The 21,979-nt window shown below is 33.7% G+C and carries 21 protein-coding genes and 1 tRNA gene; 14 read left to right on the top strand and 8 right to left on the bottom strand.

Features of this window, described 5'->3' with window-relative positions; genetic code table 11:
- Positions 1–6: 6 nt before the first annotated feature.
- From BLV84_RS00680 to BLV84_RS00665, 4 genes are all read right to left on the bottom strand, one after another.
- Positions 7–792 carry a MotA/TolQ/ExbB proton channel family protein gene (locus BLV84_RS00680; RefSeq protein ID WP_093237967.1) on the bottom strand — a complete coding sequence of 262 codons (786 nt, stop codon included), beginning with the start codon at positions 790–792 and terminating at the stop codon, positions 7–9.
- A 56-nt stretch (positions 793–848) separates the two neighbouring features.
- Positions 849–938 (bottom strand) — tRNA-Ser (locus BLV84_RS00675).
- Positions 939–1,016: 78 nt separating this feature from the next.
- Positions 1,017–2,045, bottom strand: a complete 1,029-nt coding sequence (locus BLV84_RS00670) for an asparaginase (protein WP_093237964.1) — start codon at positions 2,043–2,045, stop codon at positions 1,017–1,019.
- Positions 2,042–2,812: a TatD family hydrolase gene (locus tag BLV84_RS00665; protein ID WP_093237961.1), complete on the bottom strand. Its 771-nt coding sequence runs from the start codon at positions 2,810–2,812 to the stop codon at positions 2,042–2,044. Before BLV84_RS00665 ends, BLV84_RS00670 begins: the two co-directional genes overlap by 4 nt.
- Positions 2,813–2,862: 50 nt before the next feature.
- On the opposite strand from BLV84_RS00665, the gene BLV84_RS00660 reads away from it, so the two are divergent.
- From BLV84_RS00660 to BLV84_RS00600, 13 genes are all read left to right on the top strand, one after another.
- The gene (locus BLV84_RS00660; RefSeq protein ID WP_093237959.1) at positions 2,863–3,303 is read left to right on the top strand and encodes a retropepsin-like aspartic protease; all 441 of its coding nucleotides are present in this window, start codon (positions 2,863–2,865) and stop codon (positions 3,301–3,303) included.
- 70 nt (positions 3,304–3,373) lie between these two features.
- Entirely contained in the window at positions 3,374–4,909 is a 1,536-nt protein-coding gene (purH, locus tag BLV84_RS00655; RefSeq protein ID WP_093237956.1) for a bifunctional phosphoribosylaminoimidazolecarboxamide formyltransferase/IMP cyclohydrolase, read from the top strand.
- Between the two features lie 43 nt (positions 4,910–4,952).
- Positions 4,953–5,981 (top strand): rod shape-determining protein, encoded by a 1,029-nt coding sequence (locus BLV84_RS00650; protein ID WP_093237953.1) that lies wholly within the window; start codon positions 4,953–4,955, stop codon positions 5,979–5,981.
- Between the two features lie 11 nt (positions 5,982–5,992).
- Complete coding sequence (mreC, locus tag BLV84_RS00645) at positions 5,993–6,823, top strand: rod shape-determining protein MreC (protein ID WP_093237950.1); 831 nt, start codon at positions 5,993–5,995, stop codon at positions 6,821–6,823.
- A gap of 4 nt (positions 6,824–6,827) precedes the next feature.
- Positions 6,828–7,319: a rod shape-determining protein MreD gene (gene mreD, locus BLV84_RS00640; RefSeq protein WP_234953058.1), complete on the top strand. Its 492-nt coding sequence runs from the start codon at positions 6,828–6,830 to the stop codon at positions 7,317–7,319.
- On the top strand, positions 7,316–9,181 hold the full coding sequence (gene mrdA, locus BLV84_RS00635) for a penicillin-binding protein 2 (RefSeq protein WP_093237944.1): 1,866 nt from the start codon (positions 7,316–7,318) through the stop codon (positions 9,179–9,181). Before mreD ends, mrdA begins: the two co-directional genes overlap by 4 nt.
- Complete coding sequence (gene rodA, locus BLV84_RS00630; protein ID WP_093237941.1) at positions 9,182–10,435, top strand: rod shape-determining protein RodA; 1,254 nt, start codon at positions 9,182–9,184, stop codon at positions 10,433–10,435. It abuts the gene before it with no gap.
- A complete protein-coding gene (locus tag BLV84_RS00625; protein ID WP_093237938.1) occupies positions 10,435–11,289 on the top strand; it encodes a tetratricopeptide repeat protein in 855 nt (284 codons plus the stop codon). Before rodA ends, BLV84_RS00625 begins: the two co-directional genes overlap by 1 nt.
- Positions 11,290–11,336: 47 nt before the next feature.
- The gene (locus BLV84_RS00620) at positions 11,337–12,692 is read left to right on the top strand and encodes a UDP-N-acetylmuramate--L-alanine ligase (protein WP_093237935.1); all 1,356 of its coding nucleotides are present in this window, start codon (positions 11,337–11,339) and stop codon (positions 12,690–12,692) included.
- A gap of 61 nt (positions 12,693–12,753) precedes the next feature.
- Positions 12,754–13,452, top strand: coding sequence for a RadC family protein (radC, locus tag BLV84_RS00615; protein ID WP_093237932.1), 699 nt, complete (start codon positions 12,754–12,756; stop codon positions 13,450–13,452).
- Positions 13,453–14,742, top strand: a complete 1,290-nt coding sequence (locus BLV84_RS00610) for a DUF7033 domain-containing protein (protein WP_093237929.1) — start codon at positions 13,453–13,455, stop codon at positions 14,740–14,742.
- The gene (locus BLV84_RS00605; RefSeq protein WP_093237926.1) at positions 14,742–15,419 is read left to right on the top strand and encodes a YjjG family noncanonical pyrimidine nucleotidase; all 678 of its coding nucleotides are present in this window, start codon (positions 14,742–14,744) and stop codon (positions 15,417–15,419) included. The genes BLV84_RS00610 and BLV84_RS00605 overlap by 1 nt, the downstream gene beginning before the upstream one ends.
- Positions 15,416–16,168: a hypothetical protein gene (locus tag BLV84_RS00600; protein ID WP_143521305.1), complete on the top strand. Its 753-nt coding sequence runs from the start codon at positions 15,416–15,418 to the stop codon at positions 16,166–16,168. Before BLV84_RS00605 ends, BLV84_RS00600 begins: the two co-directional genes overlap by 4 nt.
- 23 nt (positions 16,169–16,191) lie before the next feature.
- Here the strand turns inward: BLV84_RS00600 and BLV84_RS00595 are convergent, their stop codons facing one another.
- Complete coding sequence (locus BLV84_RS00595; RefSeq protein WP_093237920.1) at positions 16,192–17,472, bottom strand: replication-associated recombination protein A; 1,281 nt, start codon at positions 17,470–17,472, stop codon at positions 16,192–16,194.
- A gap of 38 nt (positions 17,473–17,510) precedes the next feature.
- Here BLV84_RS00595 and BLV84_RS00590 point away from each other — a divergent pair, with 38 nt between their 5' ends.
- The gene (locus BLV84_RS00590; RefSeq protein ID WP_234953057.1) at positions 17,511–18,308 is read left to right on the top strand and encodes a rhomboid family intramembrane serine protease; all 798 of its coding nucleotides are present in this window, start codon (positions 17,511–17,513) and stop codon (positions 18,306–18,308) included.
- 16 nt (positions 18,309–18,324) lie between these two features.
- On the opposite strand, the gene rlmB is transcribed toward BLV84_RS00590, so the two are convergent.
- The 3 genes from rlmB to BLV84_RS00575 all read right to left on the bottom strand — a co-directional run bounded on the left by rlmB (position 18,325) and on the right by BLV84_RS00575 (position 21,978).
- The gene (rlmB, locus tag BLV84_RS00585) at positions 18,325–19,056 is read right to left on the bottom strand and encodes a 23S rRNA (guanosine(2251)-2'-O)-methyltransferase RlmB (RefSeq protein ID WP_093238751.1); all 732 of its coding nucleotides are present in this window, start codon (positions 19,054–19,056) and stop codon (positions 18,325–18,327) included.
- 75 nt (positions 19,057–19,131) lie between these two features.
- Positions 19,132–21,075, bottom strand: coding sequence for a S8 family serine peptidase (locus BLV84_RS00580; RefSeq protein ID WP_093237917.1), 1,944 nt, complete (start codon positions 21,073–21,075; stop codon positions 19,132–19,134).
- 108 nt (positions 21,076–21,183) lie between these two features.
- Positions 21,184–21,978, bottom strand: a complete 795-nt coding sequence (locus tag BLV84_RS00575; RefSeq protein ID WP_093237914.1) for a DUF4843 domain-containing protein — start codon at positions 21,976–21,978, stop codon at positions 21,184–21,186.
- Between the last annotated feature and the right edge of the window lies 1 nt (position 21,979).

Below are 21,979 nucleotides of genomic sequence, written 5' to 3'. Positions count from 1 at the left end.
TTTGTCTTATTTATTTTTGTGAGCAACTAACATGTCAATCAATGTGATTGATGCATCTTCCATATCGTTTACAATAGCATCGATTTTAGAGATGATGTAGTTATAAAAAATTTGAAGTATAATCGCAACGATAAGACCGAATACTGTTGTTAAAAGTGCAACTTTAATACCTCCAGCAACTAATGATGGCTGCATGTCTCCTGCTGCTTCAATTTTATCAAATGCCTGAATCATACCGATTACAGTACCCATAAACCCAAGCATTGGTGCTAAGGCAATAAATAAAGAAACCCATGATACGTTTTTCTCAAGTTGTCCCATTTGAACACCACCGTAAGCAATAACTGCTTTTTCTGAAGCTTCAACACCTTCATCCATACGGTCAAGGCCTTGGTAGTAAATTGATGCAACTGGTCCGCTTGTATCTCTACAAACTTCTTTTGCTGCTTCAACTCCACCACTATTTAAAGCATCTTCAACTTTTTGAGCTAACTTTTTAGTGTTTGTTGTTGCTAAGTTTAAGTAAATGATTCTTTCAAAGGCAATTGCTAAACCTAGAATAAGACATAAGAGAACAATTCCCATAAACGTTGGGCCACCCTCAATAAATCTTTCTTTTAAAACTTGATGAAAACCTTTGTCTTCATTTGTGTCTGCTGCTGCAGCTTCTTCATCTTGCACAAAGTTAACGATGATGTTTTCTGAAACAACATCAGTCTTTGACGCATGTGCATTGAAATTACCTAAAACCATTAATGTACAAATGGCTAAAATTGAAAATACTCTTTTCATTGTTGTTTGTCTTAGAATTAGTAAATGTATAGTTTAAATTATATTACATGGTTAAGCAGAGAGGAAGGGATTCGAACCCTCGGTTCCGATACAATCAGAACACACGCTTTCCAGGCGTGCACCTTAAACCGCTCGGTCACCTCTCTTTAAAATCATTTCAAATAAACGAATTAGAATGCAAATAACAAAAAATATTTTAATGTTCTTAAAAAAAGTCAGTTAAATTATTTCATTTCACCTCTTAAACTCGTTTCAAATATTGTTTTAAAGACATTGTATTCTAAATCCTTGGTCAGCATATACATCATTTTGCCAACCGCAGCTTCAGTTGTAATATCTTTTCCTTCTATTAATCCAATTTTTTTAAGCTGATCACTGGTTTCATACTTTCCCATTTCTACACTTCCACCACTGCATTGCGTGACGTTGACAATATGAATGCCTTTATTTATTGCTTTTTCTAAAGCTTTAATAAACCAAATGTCAGTCTTAGAATTACCACTTCCAAAAGTTTCCAATATAATACCTTTAATATGTGGTGTCTCCAAAATATGTTCTAAAGTCTTCTTTGCAAGACTAGGAATTAATTTGATCACCATCACGCGATTGTCTAATTCATGATGAACTTTTAATTTTCTTTTAGATGGAATACGTTGAAGTGATGATCTATTTATTTTAAGATTGACGCCAGATTCTATTAAAGGAGGATAGTTTAAAGACTCAAATGCTTCAAAATGTTCAGCGTTTATTTTCGTTGTTCTATTTGCTCTATATAGTTTGTATTCAAAATAGAGTCCAACTTCTTTGATGACTGGTTTGCCATTTTCATGTAAACCTGCAACTTGTATGCTTGTGATTAAATTTTCTTTTGCATCAGTTCTCAAATCTCCGATAGGAAGTTGAGATCCAGTGAAAATCACGGGTTTCGTTAAGTTTTCGAGCATAAAAGAAAGTGCAGAAGCAGTGTAGGACATCGTGTCGCTTCCATGTAAAACGACAAACCCATCAAAATCTTCATAGTTTGCTTCTATAACTTTTGCCAAAGCGATATAATCCGTGTGATCAAAATCAGATGAATCTTTAGGGTCTTCAAAACTGTAGGTTTCTATTTTATGACTCAATAATTTGAGTTCTGGTATTTTAGAAAGAAGCTGATCAAAGTTAAAAGCTTTCAGGCTATTGGTTACAGGGTCTTTAATCATTCCGATTGTACCACCTGTGTAAATCAGTAAAATTTTCGCTTTATTTTTCATGATGTACCAAATATCTGATTTGCGTTTTCTGTCGTGATTCTTGCAACTTCTTCTAAACTTATTTGATGGATGTCAGCTAATTTTTTTGCGACTTCTATCAAGTATGAACTTTCGTTTCTTTTGCCTCTGTATGGCGTTGGCGCAAGGTAGGGTGAATCTGTCTCTAAAACAATATGCTTCATGTCAATCTCAGACATGAATTTGTCAATCTTTCCGTTTTTAAAAGTCAAAACACCGCCTATGCCAAGTTTTAAATTATAATTAATCGCTTGTTGAGCATGCTCGTAAGTTCCAGTGAAACAGTGAAATATTCCAAATAGATCTTCAGATTTTTCTTCTTCAAGAATTTCAAAAACTTCATCAAAGGCATTTCTACAGTGAATGATAATAGGTAGTTTATACTTTTTAGCCAATTTTATTTGATGTCTAAAAGCATCTTGTTGTTCTTGAAGATGAGTTTGATCCCAATATAAATCAATACCAATTTCACCTATGGCATAAAACTGGCGTTTTTCTAATTGCTCTTCAATATGTTTCAATTCCTCCTGATAGTTTTCCTTGACTGATGTTGGGTGTAAGCCCATCATTAAAAATATCTGTTCGGGAAATTTTTTTTCAAGTTGATACATGGCCTCGGTTGTTGCCGAATCTATTGCAGGAATAAAAAAACGATTGATGTTATCGTCATTTGCGCGTTTCATCACTTCGTCAATGTCTTCTTTAAAAGCATCAACATAAAGATGTGTATGTGTGTCAGTAAAATTCATAGTTGGCAAATTTATTAAATTGAAAATCTATATTTGCAAAAAAAGAAAAAATGTCCTCTCTTAAAAAATTTTTACAGACGAAGAATTACACTAGTATCAAAATGACTGTGACATCAACTGGTCATCACCAATGTCAAGCGATCATTAATGGTGTTGAAGGTTCTTTTATAGTAGATACGGGTGCGTCAAGCTCATGTGTTGATTTTAAATCTGCTGATCATTTTGAATTGTTGTCTGAAGATTCTGATGTGCGAGCTGCAGGAGCAGGAGCTATTAATATGCTGACAAAAACTTCAACTGATAATCATATTGAAATAGGAGAGTGGGCACAGTCAAAATTCAAACTTGTTCTATTCGATTTGTCGCATGTTAATGCTGCATTGGAAGAGTATGATTCTGAATGTGTTAATGGGATTATCGGTGCTGATTTATTAAAAAAATCCAAAGCTGTAATCGACTATAAAACAAATCGTCTTTACTTGAAAATATAAGTTATTTTGTCTTTAAAATGAGACTCATTTTTGCTGAAAAATATTACTTTCGCAGCTTAAATAATGACTTATGATTTCTAACACACACATTAAATCAGCATTAATTTCAGTATTTCATAAAGATGGGCTAGAGCCTATCGTGAAAAAACTTCATCAATTAGGTGTAAAAATCTATTCAACTGGCGGCACAGAAAGTTTTATTAGAAAGCTCGGTGTCGATGTTACAGCTGTTGAAGACGTCACGGATTACCCTTCTATATTGGGAGGTCGTGTCAAAACATTACACCCTAAAGTTTTTGGTGGTATTTTGAATCGTCAAGATCAAAACAGTGATCAAGATGAAATGAAAAAGTTTGATATCCCTCAAATTGACCTTGTGATTGTTGATTTATATCCGTTTGAGGATACTGTTGCGTCTGGTGCCAGCGAGCAAGATATTATTGAAAAAATCGATATTGGAGGAATCTCACTTATTCGTGCTGCTGCAAAAAACTTTAAGGATGTTATCTGTGTATCTTCACGATCAGATTATGACGCTTTTTTAGGTTTGTTAGAAGAAAAAAATGGAGAAACGAGTCTTGAGGACCGTCAGAAATATGCTGCAAAAGCTTTCAATATTTCTTCACATTATGATACTGTTATTTTTAATTATTTAAATAATGACATCAATGCTGTCGATGCTTATAAAGCAGATTATGAGCAAGCGAAAAAATTAAGATATGGTGAAAATCCACATCAACGAGCAAGCTTTTACGGAGAGTTTGATGATGTTTTTGAGCAATTGCATGGTAAGGAACTTTCTTACAATAATCTTTTAGATGTTGATGCCGCTGTTAATTTAATGTCTGAGTTTAAAGATGACAAACCAACTTTTGCAGTTTTAAAACATAATAACGCTTGTGGTTTAGCGCAACGTGATACTGTTTTAGAAGCTTATGAAGATGCTTTGGCTGGCGATCCAGTCTCAGCATTTGGAGGTATTTTGATTTCAAACACTGAAATTGATAAAACTGCTGCTGAAAAAATACATCAATTGTTCTGTGAAGTTGTTATAGCGCCTTCATTTGCTGAAGATGCATTAGAAACCTTAAAAGGAAAGAAAAACAGAATCCTACTTGTACAGAAGAAATTTGAGTTTAAAGAAGCACAAGTTAGAACATGTTTAAACGGTGTTTTAGTTCAAGATAAAAATCTAAAAACAGATACTGTTGAAGACATAAAAACTGTTACAAAAAAACAAGCAACAGAAGCTGAAGTCCAGGACATGTTGTTTGCTTCAAAAATAAGTAAACACACAAAATCAAACACGATTGTATTGGCTAAAGATGGTCAGCTTTTAGCAAGTGGAACTGGTCAAACATCACGTGTTGATGCCCTTAACCAGGCTATTGCGAAAGCGCAATCTTTTGGTTTTAGCTTAAAAGGAGCTGTGATGGCAAGTGATGCGTTTTTTCCTTTTCCTGATTGTGTTGAGATTGCACATGAAGCAAGGATTTCAGCCGTTATACAACCAGGAGGCTCTATAAAAGACCAGCTGAGTATTGACTATTGTGATCAAAATAAAATGACAATGTTAATGACTGGTATTAGACATTTTAAGCATTAATTTAGCTAACTTTACACCTTATACTTGAATTACAACTTGACGCATGGGATTTTTTGATTTTTTAACTGAGGATATTGCTATTGATTTGGGGACGGCAAACACATTAATTATACATAATGACAAAGTTGTTGTTGATAGTCCCTCGATTGTTGCACGAAATAGATTGAGCGGAAAAATTATTGCTGTCGGTAATGAAGCTGCAATGATGCAAGGTAAAACGCATGAAAACATCAAAACAGTACGTCCTCTTAAAGACGGTGTCATTGCAGACTTTGAAGCAAGTGAGCAAATGATAAGCATGTTTATCAAAGAAATTCCTGCACTTAAAAAACGTTTGTTCACGCCTTCCTTGCGTATGGTTATTTGTATTCCAAGTGGTATTACTGAGGTTGAAATGCGTGCTGTTAAAGATTCAGCCGAACGTGTTAATGGTAAAGAGGTTTACCTTATTCACGAACCCATGGCTGCTGCAATAGGTATTGGCGTTGACATTATGCAACCTAAAGGAAATATGATTGTTGATATCGGTGGAGGAACTACCGAAATAGCAGTGATTGCACTTGGAGGTATTGTTTGTGACCGATCAGTAAAAGTTGCAGGAGATGTTTTTACGAATGATATCATTTACTATATGCGCACTCAACACAACTTGTTTGTGGGTGAGCGTACAGCCGAAAAAATAAAAATCCAAATTGGTTCTGCTACTGAAGATTTAGAAACGGTCCCTGAAGAAATGAATGTACAAGGGCGTGATTTACTAACAGGAAAACCAAAGCAAGTTGAAATTTCATTTAGAGAAATTGCTAAAGCACTTGATAAATCTATCTTGCGCATCGAAGATGCTGTGATGGAAACTTTATCACAAACACCACCCGAACTTGCTGCTGATATTTATAATACAGGAATCTATCTTGCTGGTGGAGGTTCAATGCTTCGTGGGCTTGATAAACGCTTGTCTCAAAAAACAGATTTACCGGTCTATATTGCAGAAGATCCTTTGAGATCAATAGTGAGAGGAACAGGAATTACACTGAAAAATATTGAAAAATTTAAGCCGATTTTAATTCAATAATTTTATAATCCATGCAGCAAATTTTCAATTTTCTTATCAAGTATAAGGCTGGATTGGTATTTATAGGATTATTAATTTTAGGCTTGAGTTTAACCGTTAAAGCACACGATTATCAAAATTCAAAAATAATAAGTGCTGCAAATGGCGTGACTGGCAATTTGTTTCATATGAAAACAAATGTCAGCGACTACTTCAGGCTAGCTTCTCAGAATGAAGTTCTGTTACAAGAAAATAAAAATTTACAAGAAGAACTTTATCAATATCGTCAACAACAATTGCCGAAAATAGATACTTCAGTTGTTTTTAATGACACCATTTTCAAAGTTTATACTTCTAAAGTAATTGCTAACAATTATTCGCATACCGATAATTACTTATTATTAAATTCTGGTGATAAAAATGGATTAGAACCTGGTATGGCAGTTCTATCTAGTTTAGGTGTCGTTGGTATCACAGAACAAGTTTCTGCAAATTTTACACGCGTTATTTCTATATTAAACCGGAATATTTCAATCAATGCTAAGTTAAAAAAGAGTAATCATTTTGGAACCCTAACTTGGGTTGGTGAAGATCCTTATATTGTCAATTTGGTTGATGTGCCTAGATCAGCTAAAGTTAATGTTGGTGATACAATTACGACAGGAGGAAAATCATTTATTTTTCCAGGAGAAGTTTTAATTGGTACCGTTGAAGGTTTTGAGTTAGATTTAAATCGAGGTTATTATGATATTCAGATTAAATTATTTAATGATATGACTGATCTCGGTGAAATTTACGTTGTTAAAAGAAAGGACAAAGAAGAAGCAATGGAATTATTAGAAAATACAGAGCAAAGTGAATAAAAGTTTGCAAAAAATATTTGCTTTCATTGGTTTGGTTTTATTGCAAACGCTCATCCTTAACGAAGTTTATTTGTTTGGTTTTGTGATTCCCTATGTTTATATCATGTTCTTGGTCTTATTGCCACCACATGCAAACCGTGTCCAAACATTAATTCTGTCTTTTATTCTAGGTTTATCGATTGATGTTTTTGAAAGTACAGGTGGGATTCATGCTTCTGCAACATTGGTCGCCGCTTATTTTAGACCACAGCTTTTGCACTTGACATTTGGCTTAAGTTATGATTATCAAACCTTAAGCATCAAGCATGAAAGTTTTTTTAAAAAAATGACTTACGTCGCTCTATTGGTTTTTATACATCATTCAGTTCTTTTTGCTTTAGAGGTTTTTAGTTTTGATCTTTGGCGCTTATTTTTAGAAAAATTGCTTTTATCATCAGTATTTAGTATCTTATTAATTATGCTAATGATGAGTCTAATCAAAAAGAAATTGAGATGAAAAAATTACTTCCTTTAGTTTTGGTAAGCTTTTCAGTCATTATTTTTTTGACGCGTTTGTTTTATATTCAAATGATTGATGATTCTTATGGTGATGTCTCTCAAAATATTGCCATACGTAAGGTTTATGATTACCCTCAACGTGGATATATCTTCGATCGTAACGGGAAGTTACTCGTTGGAAATCAACCTGCCTATGATGTGATGATTGTGCCTAATGATGTCAAAGAGTTTGATACTTTAGCTTTAGCTGATTTGCTTAATTTGACTCCAGAGCGTTTAAAAGATCGTATTGAAAATGCAATTATTTATTCTCCGCGTTTGGCTTCAGTTGTGACACCTCAGTTAACAAAAGATGAGTATGCTTACGTTCAAGAAAGTATGTATAAATACGCTGGATTTTACATTCAGAAAAGATCTTTACGTGATTACAATGTGAGTCATAGTGCAAACATTTTGGGTTATATCGCTGAAGCGAATCAAAGGGATATTAAAAAGAATGCTTACTATCAGTCTGGTGATTTTATTGGTCGAAGAGGAGTTGAGCAACAATATGAAGATTTACTTAAAGGGACGCGAGGTGTAAAGCACTTTCTTAGAGATAGATTTAATAGAAATATCAAGCCTTATAAAAATAAGAAATATGATACGATTTCTAAAAAGGGAAAGGATTTAAGTTTAACTATAGATTCAGAGCTGCAAGCTTACGGCGAAAAGTTGATGAAAAATAAAAGAGGAGGAATTGTCGCTATACAACCTAAAACGGGAGAGATACTCAGTTTGGTCACAGCACCTTCTTATGATCCTGAAATTTTAGTGGGTCGTAAACGTTCACGTAATTATACGGAAATGTATTATGACTCAATTTCTAGGCCTTTATACAATAGAGCGCTTCAAGCTGTTTACCCTCCAGGATCACCATTTAAAGCTTTCACAGATTTAATTGGCTTAGAAGAAAATGTGATGTCACCAGATGAAACATACTATTGCAAAGGTTATTATTCATACGGACGTAGCGCGAGAATGGCTTGCCACCATCACAAAAATCCTGTTGATGCAGTGAGTGGGTTGGCATATTCATGTAATGCCTATTTTGCACAAGTTTATCGTCATACTATAGAAAAATATGACACACCTCAAGAAGGAATTGAAGTTTGGAGAAAACATTTAGAAAGTTTTGGTTTTGGAAATTATCTAGGTTACGATTTACCTGTAGGAAGAAAAGGTCTGGTGCCAGACGCAGATTATTACAACCGCGCTTACCAATATCCTAAGTATAAATGGTACGCAACTGCAACACTTTCTAATGCAATAGGTCAGGGTGAAGTGCTAACAACTCCAATTCAATTGGCTAATGGGATTGTAGCAATAGCAAATAGAGGATGGTATATCAAGCCGCATATTTTAAAAGAGGTTAATGGTGAGCCTATTAAATTTGAAGAATACACTAAGAAAAACTATACGACAATAAAGCCAGAAAACTTCGATCCGATTATCGAAGGGATGCATAATGCCTATGAATACGGAACAGCTCGCTTTTTGAGAGTTCCCGGTATTGAGGTTTGTGGAAAAACAGGAACTGCTGAAAATAAAACGCGTATCAATGGTGAAATCGTTCAACTTGAAGATCATTCTATTTTTGTGGCTTACGCACCAAAGGATGATCCAGAGATTGCAATTGCAGTTTTTGTTGAAAATGGAGGTTTTGGTTCAACTTACGCAGGTAGAATTTCAAGCTTGATGATTGAAAAATATCTAAAAGATGAAATTGAAAGAACAGATTTAGAGAAATGGATTTTGTCAAACAGCTTAGAAGAAGAGTATGCAAAACCTTATCTCATTAAAGAAGAAATGGAGAATTAAATGTCAAAACACACTTTTTTTCAGTTAGATTGGTTTAGTATTTTGCTCGTTGTTATTCTTATTGGTTTCGGGTGGGGAAACATCTATTCAACCACAGTCACTGATGCCAATGCAGACATCTTAGACTTTTCTAAAATTTATGGAAAGCAAATTCTTTGGATTGTCATGGGGTTCTTTTTGGTGATCGTTGTCTTGTCAGTTGAAGTCAAGTTTTATGAACGGTTTGCAAATGCTTTTTATTTAATTGCCTTACTTTCTTTATTAGGTTTACTTTTTTTTGGAAAAACAATCGCAGGTCAAACTGCTTGGTATTCCTTTGGTTCATTTAGCATCCAACCAGCAGAATTCGTAAAAGCGACAGTTGCTTTAGCAATGGCAAAATATCTGAGTGGAATTAATGTGAACTTGAAAAGGTTTAAAGATCAACTCCAGGCATTTATCATTATTTTATTACCAATTTTATTGATCATGCTGCAACCTGATGCAGGAAGTGCACTTATCTATCTATCCTTTGCAATTCCTTTATACAGGGAAGGTTTACCACATTGGTATTTGACGGTCGCAATTTTAGCAGGTGTATTGTTTGTCTTGACATTAAAATTTGGCTTTGTAATTGTCTCATCAGCATTAGCGTTGCTCCTCACCTTAGCCTATCTTCTTAATAAATCAAAAAAGAAAAGTCTAGGGTCATATATTTTTAGTGCATTAATTGCGATAGGTTTTTCGTTTTCGGTTAGCTTTATGTTTAACAAAGTTTTATTGCCACACCAGCAAGATCGTTTTGATGTACTTTTAGAAGATGATATTGATATAAAAGGAACTGCTTTTAATTTGTATCAAAGTCAAGTTGCTATCGGAAGTGGAGGCTCAACAGGAAAGGGATGGCTAAAAGGAACTCAGACCCAAGGGCGATTTGTCCCTGAACAACATACAGATTATATTTTTAGTACTGTTGGAGAAGAGTGGGGTTTTTTAGGAACAAGTATTATTGTCATTTTATTTGCAACTTTACTTTTAAGGCTTTACTTCATAGCTGAACGTCAGAAATCTCAATTTAATCGAGTCTTTGGCTACTCGGTGTTTGGAATCTTATTTTTTCATTTCTTTGTCAATATCGCTATGGTTATCGGTTTGTTTCCAACAGTAGGTATTCCGTTGCCCTTTTTTAGTTATGGAGGATCAGGGTTGTGGGGATTCTTAATTTTAATCTTTATCTTTCTAAAATTAGATGCTAAACGAATCAGCTTAAACTAATGAAAATTGTATTTAATTTTGTCTTCACTATACTTTGTCCACTTACTTTTTTTGGACAAGATTTCTATGTGCAAGCACAAAATGAAATTAAAGAAAAAGATTACGCTCAGGCTGAAGTTATTATTAAAAACCACTTGAAGAACAATCAAAATGATGTCAGAGCAAAAATACTTTTAGGTGAAATTTATGCATATCAAAAAGAGTGGGAGAAATCTTCAGAAGTTAACAAAGAACTAGTTGAAAGTGATGAGAATAACGCCGATTATCATTATCGATATGGCGGAACGTTAGGTTTATGGGCGAAAAATGCTTCAAAATTTCAGGCATTATTTTTACTAGATGATGTGAAACATCATTTAAAACGCGCAGCTGAGTTAGACACAAATCATATTGATGCGCGCTGGGCATTGATTCAACTTTATATGGAACTTCCTGGGATTATAGGAGGAAGCCGAAAAGTTTCTGAAAAATATGCAAATCAACTTCTCGATATCAGCCCTGTTGATGCTGCTTTAGCAAAAGGTTATATAGAAACTTATGATGAAAATTATGATCAAGCTGAGGTTCATTATAAAAAAGCTGTCGAGCTAGGACAATCAACAACAACTTACCAGAAATTGATAGACCTTTATCATAAAAAAAATACTTTTAAAAAAGAACTAATCACTTTGATTGAAGCATATCAACAAACACATAATGCTGAATTTTTACAACAACTTTTAGAAAAAGATATTAAAACGCAATATTTGTCAACAAGAGTAAGAAATAAATTTCAAGAATTATTTAGAAGAGAAAACCCTCAAAAGGACGTTCAACTTTTGAGAAAACTTCAACTGAAAATTGATTCAATTTAGGTTCCTTAAGTCATCTAAGTTTTTAATTTTACATCAAAATCATTGATATGCGATTACATTTTATAGCAATTGGCGGCAGTGCAATGCATAGTTTAGCTATTGCCTTACAGGAAAAAGGTGATAAAATCACAGGAAGTGACGACGAAATTTTTGATCCGTCAAAGTCTTTATTAGAATCTCACGGACTTCTTCCTCAAGCATATGGATGGTTTCCAGAAAAAATAACAGAAAATATTGATGCTGTTATTCTTGGTATGCATGCTAAGGCTGACAACCCAGAGCTTTTAAAAGCCAAAGAACTCGGTTTAAATATTTACTCTTACCCGGAATTTCTTTACGAGCATTCTAAAGAGAAAACACGTGTAGTGATAGGAGGTTCACATGGCAAAACGAGCATTACAGCAATGATTTTACATGTATTGCATTATCATCAACACGAAGTAGATTATATGCTTGGAGCTCAAATAGATAACTTCGAAAACTCCGTTCATCTTACTGAAACAAACGATTTCATATTATTAGAAGGTGATGAATATCTGTCATCTGTGCTTGACCCAAGACCTAAATTTCATTTATATCAACCCAATATCGCTTTATTAAGTGGCATCGCTTGGGATCACATCAATGTTTTCCCAACATTCGAAAACTACATAAAGCAGTTTGAATTGTTTTTAGATTCAATGACAAATGGATCCACATTAGTTTATAATGCTGAAGATGAAAATTTAGCAAAAATAGCAGAAGAGGCCACAAAACCAACACGAAAACATCCATATCAAACTCCTGAATTCACTATAGAAGATGGCGTCACTTTGATAGAAACGCCAGAGGGTGTAATGCCTTTAGAGATTTTCGGTAAACATAATTTACAAAATCTTGCAGGTGCCAAGTGGATTTGTCAACACATGGGCGTTGATGAAAATGACTTTTATGAAGCGATGGCGAGTTTTAAAGGCGCTTCAAAACGTTTGGAGTTAATGCATAAATCTGATAAAGTAATCGTATACAAAGATTACGCGCATTCACCATCAAAAGTTCAGGCAACAACAGCAGCTGTTAAAAAGCAATATCCAAACAGACATTTGATTGCTTGTTTAGAATTGCATACTTACAGTAGTTTGAACTCTGAATTTTTGGATGAATATAAATCAACACTTGACGCAGCTGATGAAGCGATTGTTTTCTTTTCACCAAAAGCCGTAGAAATTAAACGACTTGACATTTTATCTAAAGAAGCAATTTTAGATAAATTTAAGAGGAAAGACTTACAAGTTTTTACATCTGCTGAAGATGTTCTTCAGTTTTTAGATCAAAAAGAATATCAGAAAGACGTTTTACTCATGATGAGTAGCGGGCATTATGGAGGTTTTAATTTTAAAGACTTTTCAGATAAACATTCTTAGCTGGTAATTTTGAATTGAGCTTTAATTTCCTAAAAATCCTTATCTTTAGGAAAGTTCTTTCATGAAAAAACAAGCTGAATCACTTCCCATCACAACTTGGTCTCTTGCTGATCGTCCAAGAGAAAAGTTACTTGCCAAAGGTAAACAAACTTTGACAAACGCTGAATTACTCGCGATTTTAATAGGATCTGGAAACCGAAATGAATCTGCTGTAAATCTTTGTCAACGCATCATGAAATCGCATCAAAACTTATTGCAGAATATCGCAAAAGCTAGTGTTGAAGAATTGATGCAATTTAAAGGAATTGGAGAAGCAAAAGCTATTACAATTGTTGCTGCTCTTGAGCTGGGAAGAAGAAGAAGGAGTGAGGATGCTCATGAGTTAACTAAAATTAAATCTAGCCAAGATGTTTATCATTTAATGTATGCTTATATAGGAGAACTTTCTCATGAAGAATTTTGGATCATGATGTTAAACAATTCAAATAAAGTTATACATAAATACAATTTGAGTAAGGGTGGCATCACTGCGACGATGGTCGATATACGGCTATTGTTTAAAAAAGCATTAAGCCAATCTGCAACGAGTATTATTTTGACACACAACCATCCGTCAGGAACACTCAAACCAAGTCAGGCTGATAAACAATTAACAGCAAAAGTAAAGAAAGCAGGAGAAATCCTGGATATTAAAGTCCTAGATCACCTCATTATCACAGAAAAATCTTACTTTAGTTTCGCAGATGAAGGATTATTATAAATGAAGGAATTACTTGTTTACGTCCCAAAAAACAGCTCTCGGATTAGCTATATTTTTAATCATATTTGTGGCCGTATGATGGATTTTGAGGTTCAATTTACCTCTAAAATTGAAACCTTTATTAGCTTTAAAGGACCAAAAATTTCATATTGTAAAAAGAAACTTGGGAATGAAATATTCATTCAGCAATATGGTCTTTTAGAAGAACATGGTATTAACGATGTCAACATTATGGTTGATTATTGGGAAGAAGCTGATTGTCCATGTTTTTTCAGAGTATCAAATGATAGTGATTTATCTTTTGATATATTTTCTGCTAGCTTTTACTTACTATCACGATATGAAGAATACCAACCTCATGTAAAGAATGAATACGGTTGTTTTGGGTATGAAGAAAGCCTAGCTTTTCAGAAAAACTTCTTGACACTTCCTGTTATTGAAATATGGGTCGAATGTTTTAAAAATCTTTTACAACAAAAATTTGAACTACCTGAAAATGAAAAAAGCTATCAAGTAAAAGTCAATATTTCTGTTGAGCAAGCTTATGCTTTTAGACATAGAGGTTTTGTGAGATTGCTAGGGGCAAGCCTTCAAGATTTATTCAAATTTGATTTTCTTAAGATTTATCAACGACTAAAAACAATGTTTCGTTTGGCTCCTGATCCTTATGATGTTTATGATGATCTGGTTAAATTCGGTCAGAATTCAAATATAATCCTTGATTTTTATTTTCAATTAAGTGATTATACGCGTCACTCAAAAAGCATTAGCTACAATAAACGTGTTTATCATAAACTCATAAAATCTATGGGTGATTATGTGAAATTAGGTTTAAGACCAGGGTACGAAGCCATCAATAACTTTTTAATTTTTAAAAAAGAGAAAAAGAGATGGCAGAATATTGTTAACCAAAATTTATATGCAACTCTAATCAATTCTGATGGACTCAACTTTCCATTGGTTTTTGAGCATATGATCAAGCTTGAAATCACAGATGATTATTCAATGGGTTATCCAAATCAAATTGGTTTTAGAGCAGGGACTGCAAGTGCTTTTCAGTTCTATGATCTTAATTTGGAGCAGAGTACACGTCTTGTTATTCACCCATATTTATTTAATAGTGATACGCTTCAAAGTGGAAGTTTTAACGCCATTGAAGCAGAATTACTAAGAATATCCGCTATTTTAAGAAAATTGGGTTTAATCAATCGATTAACATTTACAAATGCAGATTTTTCTTTATACGAAGATCACCAAAAATTATATGCACTTTTAAAAAAACTTAGTTAATGCAGCCTGTCAAGCATCTTTTTTTTGATTTAGATCACACCTTGTGGGATTTTAATTCAAATTCTAAATCAACCTTTCAACACATTTTTAATCACCACGATGTTGGTGTTGATATGAAGGATTTTATATCAATTTATGAACCGATTAATGCAAAATATTGGCAACTTTTTAGACATAATAAAATCTCTAAAGAAGACTTAAGATATGCACGTTTAAAAGAAACTTTCGATGTTTTGAAATACAAGGCTAATGATGATTTAATATCTGTTCTTTCAGAAGATTATATCGAGAATCTAGCCAATTACAATCAGTTGTTTCCGAACACAATTGAGGTTTTGTCTGAGTTGAAACCCTTTTATCAACTGCATATTATTACCAATGGCTTTAAGGAAGTTCAAGCAAAAAAGATGATAAGTTCTAAAATTGATCATTTTTTTGAAACTTTAACAACATCAGATGATGCCGGTTGTAAAAAACCAAATCCCGAGATTTTTGCTTATGCACTCAATTTAGCTCAAGCCGAAAAGGAAGAAAGTTTAATGATTGGTGATAATATTGAGGCTGATGTTGAAGGTGCACGAAAATTTGGAATTGAAGCAGTGTTATTCGGCAAAGATGATACCTTTGGCGGAGATCAAATCACATGTTTATCTGAACTAAAAACAATATTGAAATGAAAAAATTATTTTTACTAATTATAGTCACGTTATCAATGGGCCTACAAGCTCAAGAATTTGATGAGAATAAAATAAGTGTTATTGTTCCAATGAAATTTGATTTTGTGAATGAAAAAAATCAATATAATCTTAATATCCTCGCTCGAGTTTTACTCAAAGAAGCAGGGTTTAATGTGTATATGGATGTTGAAGAAAAGCCACTTAAGCTACAATCAGAACCATGTTTAAGCTTAAGATTTCAGCTTGGTGAGATTGATTCTTTTATGAGGAAACGTCTTCAATTTAAGTTAATAGATTGTGCAGGTAACACTGTTTATACTTCTGAAGTTGGACAAAGCAACTCTAAGCCATTTAAAGAAGCATATCCTGAAGCATTAAGAAGTTCTTTTCAAGGTTTTACATCAAAAGATGTTTCCAGTGATAGAATAACAGGAATGTTGGTTAAGCCAAAATCAGTAGAGGAGCCTGAGGTTGAAGCTGAGGATAAATTTTCAGATAAAATTATTTTTAAATTTGCAGGTCAAACTTATTGGATGATTGAAAAAAGTGAAGATCATTTTGTTATTTATCTCGCTTCAAGTCTAAATAAATTCGCTGAGTTAGAACCTGCTGATAAAGGAAGTTACATTTATAAATCAGGGGATTTATTAGGTGCAGCTTACTTTACTTCAAAAGGTGATTTGAAAGTTGAATATAGAGATCAAGATCTTGATGAGGTACAAACTCTAAACTTTAATAGAGTTGAATAAACACAAAAGAAAAAGAGGTGGCTTTAGTAATTGTACTTTGGCCATTGCTTTTTAAGTTTCTGTCTGAGCTGCTGTTCTCTTTTATTATCAGTTGGCTTAAAAAAACTTGTCTGTGTCAAACTTTCTGGCATAAACTCATGTTGCACAAAATGCCCTGGATAATCATGTGCATATCTATAGTTTGCGCCGTAACCACTATCTTTCATCAGTTTTGTTGGTGCGTTTCTTAATGATAAAGGGACATTTAGATTTTGAGTTCTTTTAACTTCTGCCATCGCTTTGTTGATTGCCATATATGCAGAATTACTCTTTTCCGATGTCGCCATATATATAACACATTGACTCAAAATAATACGAGATTCAGGCATTCCCACAGTATTTACAGCTTGAAAAGTGTTATTTGCCATAACTAAGGCTGTTGGGTTGGCCAATCCAATATCTTCACTTGCTAAAATCAGTAAGCGTCGCGCAATGAACTTGACATCTTCTCCGCCATCAAGCATTCTGGCTAACCAATAAACGGCTGCGTTGGGATCACTTCCTCTTATGGATTTGATAAAAGCAGAAATGATGTCATAATGTTGCTCACCATTTTTGTCATAACGCGTGCTTTGTTGATTAATCCTTTCAGCAACAATTGTATTTGTAATAACAATGGGTTCGTTGACAGAAAAAGAATTGACAACAAGTTCAAAATTGTTAAGCAGCTTTCGAGCATCACCACCAGAAAAACGAATTAAAGCCTCGTATTCTTGAATCTTGATTTGTTTTTTTTTAAGAATGTCATCATCTTTCATGGCTTTTTGAAGCAATTCTTTTAAATCATTCTCACTGAATTGCTTTAAAGTATAGACCTGACAACGCGAGAGTAGGGCAGAGTTGATTTCAAAACTTGGGTTTTCAGTCGTTGCGCCAATTAAGATGACCCAGCCTTTTTCCACTGCAGCTAAAAGAGAGTCCTGCTGAGATTTACTAAATCTATGAATCTCATCTATAAAAAGAATCGGATTTTTCTGTTTACTGAATAAGCCATCATTCTTTTTTGCCTTCTCAATGACTTCTCTCACATCTTTAACACCACTACTTATTGCAGAAAGTGTATAAACATTTCTGTCTGTTTGAGAAGCGATAATATGTGCTAAAGTTGTTTTTCCAACACCAGGAGGTCCCCATAAAATAAGTGATGGTAAGACTTGGTTTTTAACAAGTTGAGTAATGGAGCCTTGTGGACCAACTAAATGTAGTTGACTCATGTAATCGGCAAATGTTTTTGGTCTTAATCTTTCTGCTAGTGGCGTGTTCATATTGCAAAACTACAATTTTACTGACACAATAGCAGAGGATGCAGATTGGAAAGTTTTTTGATATCTTCACAACGATGAAATCTCAACTTTACAAAACATATCGATATTTATGGCTTCCTTTTTTTGCTTTATTGGCAATTTGGATAGTTTATTGGATAGAAATCAGATTTGGATTTAACTTCAATAGTTATGGTCTGTTCCCGAGGTCACTCAAAGGCTTAAGAGGTATTTTGTTAAGTCCTTTTATTCACAGTGGCATAGAGCATTTATTTAAAAATAGTATTCCGTTGATCATTCTCATTTCAGCATTAGCTTTTTTTTATCCCAAGAAGCATATTAAAATTTTACTTTACGGATTTTTGTTTAGTGGAATATTGACTTGGATTATAGCCAGGCCATCTTATCATATTGGTGCAAGTGGTATTGTTTATTTTTTAGCTAGCTTTTTATTTTTTAATGGAATTAAATCCAAAAACTATAGATTGATTGCATTAGCATTGACAGTAGCATTTGTTTATGGAAGTTTAGTTTGGGGTGTTTTACCTGATCAAACAAAGGAAAATATTTCTTGGGAAGGCCATTTGTCTGGCTTAATTATAGGTTTTTTGTTGAGTTACTTCTATACCTCTGAATTTGTCACGTCTGAGTTAAATTTTAAAAAACATAAGTCGGTTATGCAGACTGAAAAAGAAAAAGAGTTTATGCGACAGTTTGATGAAAATGGTCATTTTAATCCGATAGAACCTGAAGAAGAACCAACGGATGAAGTCTTAATAAAGGATTTATCAAATCAACTAGACATTAAAGTTTATTATAAGCCGAAACAGAAAAAATAGATACCTCTATTTTTAATTATTTATTGAGCTTTTGTTTTAAATTTTCATAAAGAAACATTCCACAAGCGACTGAAACATTTAGAGAGTTGATCTCACCTAATAGTGGAATTTTAGCTGTTTCATCTAACATTTTTGCAATGCTATGATGGATGCCACTTTCTTCACTACCCATCACAAACGCAGCTGCTTCAGTAAGATCGGTTTCATAGATATTTTGTTCAGCCTTTTCTGTGGCACCAATGAGTTTCACTCCTGATGACTGTAAGTAAAATATGGCATCTTTAAGATGATTAACTTTACAGATATTCACTTTATAAGCTGCACCTGCAGATGTTTTTATCGCCTGACTATTAACTTTGGCGCTTCCTTGTGTTGGCAAAATCACTGCAGCAACATTTGTGCATTCTGCTGTTCTTAATATTGCTCCTAAATTTCTGACATCAGTGATTCCGTCTAACAACAAAAAGGTTGCTGGCTCATCTTTTGCTAAGGCTTTCTCAACTGTTTCTTCAAAATCAGCATAATTGATATCAGAAATTTCTGCAATAATTCCTTGATGATTTAAATGATCGTATTTTTTAAATTTTTGAACGGGTACATAAGATACTTTGACATTTTCTTTTCTTGCTTGAGAAGTCAAATCTTTAAACTTATTTTTCAAATTCATATTGATCAATATTTTATCAATATCTTTCTTCTCGTTTAAAGCTTCTTGAACACTGTGATTCCCAAAAATTATATTTTCCATAAGATTCATTTTTTATAAAAACAAAAGGCTGACAAAGATATGTCAGCCTTTTAATTTAGTCTAATATTAAAGTAATTATTCTTTGATAATTTTCTTGTTTAATGATGTTTGACCATCGGTAATCTTAACAAAATAAGTCCCAGTTGTTAAAGAGCTTGTATTCATCTGGATGCTATTTTGAGAAGCTGTGTCTTTATCAGATGATAGGACCAATCTTCCGCTTATGTCATAGACATTCACTTGAACTTGACCTTCAAAAGCTTCAGTACCAGTAATGTTTAATTGATTATTAACAGGGTTTGGCCATACATTGATATTTGATACATCAACTTCAATATCTTGAGTTGCCAAAGTTGTATATTCTACTCCTGAAACAATTAAGCTAACTTTTTGAGGATTATTCAAATTTCCTTTGTGACTAATTGTTACTTCATAGATTTCACTATCGCTTGCGTCAACAATGATGTTTTCAACGTTATCAACAATGTTATCATCTTTAACTGCGTTAGCAGCAACATTTGCTAAATCCAATCTCCAAGGAAGGAAAGTTTCACTATTAGAAACTCTTTTAATTCTTAAATCCAGGTCATTTACCAAAACAGGAGTTGGGTCATTTAATATGCCATCTCTAGATGTTCCTGCAGGATCGTTCCAAACAATTGTAACTTCTAGATCTTTACTTATTTCCTTTTTTACATTAAATGTAAAAGTCTCTTGGTTTGCTAAATCAATTTCCTCTATTCTTGTTACATCTGTATCAGTATCTTGTATGAGTTCTACAGCTTTTTTTGCATTGACTAATCCCCAACCATACTTAGCATCTGGTCCTGTATTACCAAGATCATCTGCTGTATGAATAGCCAAAGCTTTTAAAGTAGAAGATAACATATAATTACCTTTTTCTTGATTGTAATATTGCTGAAGTAAAATTAAAGTACCAGCAACGTTAGGCGCTGCCATTGAAGTCCCTGAAAAAGTAGCGTATGAACTTTGTGATGTCGTAACTGGTGAGATAACGTTAGTTCCATTACCTACGACATCCGGCTTTATTCTTCCATCATCAGTTGGGCCTTGGCTACTGCTTGAATTGATGAATGCAGGAAAAGTCAATTCACCTGATTGAGCATCAACGCTAGCGTCTTGAGCATTTCCAACGATTAAGTTGTTTTTACCGTTTTTCTCGTGCGTTAATTTGTCAAACCCATTTTTTAATCCACCAGAATAATTTGATCCTCCATCATTCCCTGCTGAAACGACCATAAGGTAATAAGGAAAAGTGTTTGATAGTAGATCCCACGCTCTAGCTTGAGAGCTGTAATTTCCCATCATCCAGGTTGGTGCGTTTGCGCTTCCGTTATTGTTGAAAACAGGAACACCATAAGAATGGTTTGAAATTAATAGACCATTATCATTGGCTTCATCTTGGACTTCATTAAAGTCTTGATCCCATGTATAAGTCACTATTGTACTCTGCGGTGCAGCACCTTTAGCATCTTCGTTAACACCAGCTGCAGCTATCGTTCCTCCAACATGGGTTCCATGATCTCCAAATTCATCTTCATTGAATATATTTGAATCTCCTAATATAATTCTAGAACCAGAACCGTTCATAAACTCAACATGGTCATCTTTAACACGTTGTTCGTCCCATACGCCAACGATCATGTTTTGCCCTTCAATATTTAATCCCATGTTTCCACCTTGCCAAAGAAAATTAGCTCTTGTTGATATAGAAGCGTCAATATTGTGTGCGGTTTGATAAACAGGTTTTCCTTGATAAAAATCAACGATTGTATGAAGTTTACCATTAATAATTTGATTGATTTCTAAACCTTTTTGATTAGCTTTTTTAATTATTTCTAATTTTTTAGCTTCAAGCTTATCTGTTGCTTGTGACAAGATTTCTAATTTATTAGTATTTTGTAGTTGTTTTATTTCTGCAACTTCACTCTGTGTTTGTGAAATAGCAAGGGAAGCTGTTAATAACATACCTAGAGATAGTAAAGATTTAACTTTCATAAATTTTTTTTGCACAATTTAAGTTTTTTTTTAGAATTATAAAATTATTAATAAAAAAAAGGGTCGATGTTAACATCAACCCTTTAAAATTTAATAAATGTTAAACCCTTAGTTTGCTGGTGTTAAGACAACCTCAACTTGAAAAGGATTTGTAAATAGCTCTTGATCTAATACAATTGTTAATGTTCCAGTAATTTCATCATAAGTACCAGTTCCTCCAGGAAGCTGGCCTTCTTGACTAACAAAAGTTACATTTCCTAAACAATCTATATTTAAAACTCCAGAGTAAGGATATTCGCCAGCATAACTTGGATCACCTGTTGCTCCTGCAACGAAATCTCCCCAAATACTCTCTGTTGTAAATTCATTTAGGTTTCCTGTTGGTTCTAACTCAACAGTAAAACTGTTTACAGTTCCTTGACCAACTATTGCCGCTGTTCCATTAAAAGAAGTAGGAACATCAAATGGGCAAAATGGATTTAGTTTTAACGTGTAAATATTATCAAAATTAGCAATGTTAGAACCATCTATACTTTCTAGTTTAATTGCTAAGACTGATCCAGTTAAATCAATTTCATTAAAAAAACCAGTCACATTAATGTAACCGATATGCTCATTAGCTGGGATGACAAATGTTTCGTCTAACATATACTCTGCTTCCGTAGCTGTCGTTTGTTCATTGACAACACTCACAGTGAAAATTCTATCGTTAGCTACTTTATCAGTGACACCGACTGGTATTTTAAACCCAGGGTCGTTAGTTTCTTCTACGAAAAAGTTTCCGTTAGTTCCGTTTGTAAAATACGTCAAGCTATCGCCTGTGTATATTTCTTCGTCTACTGATTCATCACACGAAATAAACGCGAATGTTGAGACAAATAATAATAAAAATATTTTCTTCATA

Source organism: Psychroflexus halocasei, from assembly GCF_900107595.1.
GTDB classification, from domain to species: domain Bacteria; phylum Bacteroidota; class Bacteroidia; order Flavobacteriales; family Flavobacteriaceae; genus Psychroflexus; species Psychroflexus halocasei.
This window is presented reverse-complemented; position numbering and strand designations above follow the sequence as displayed.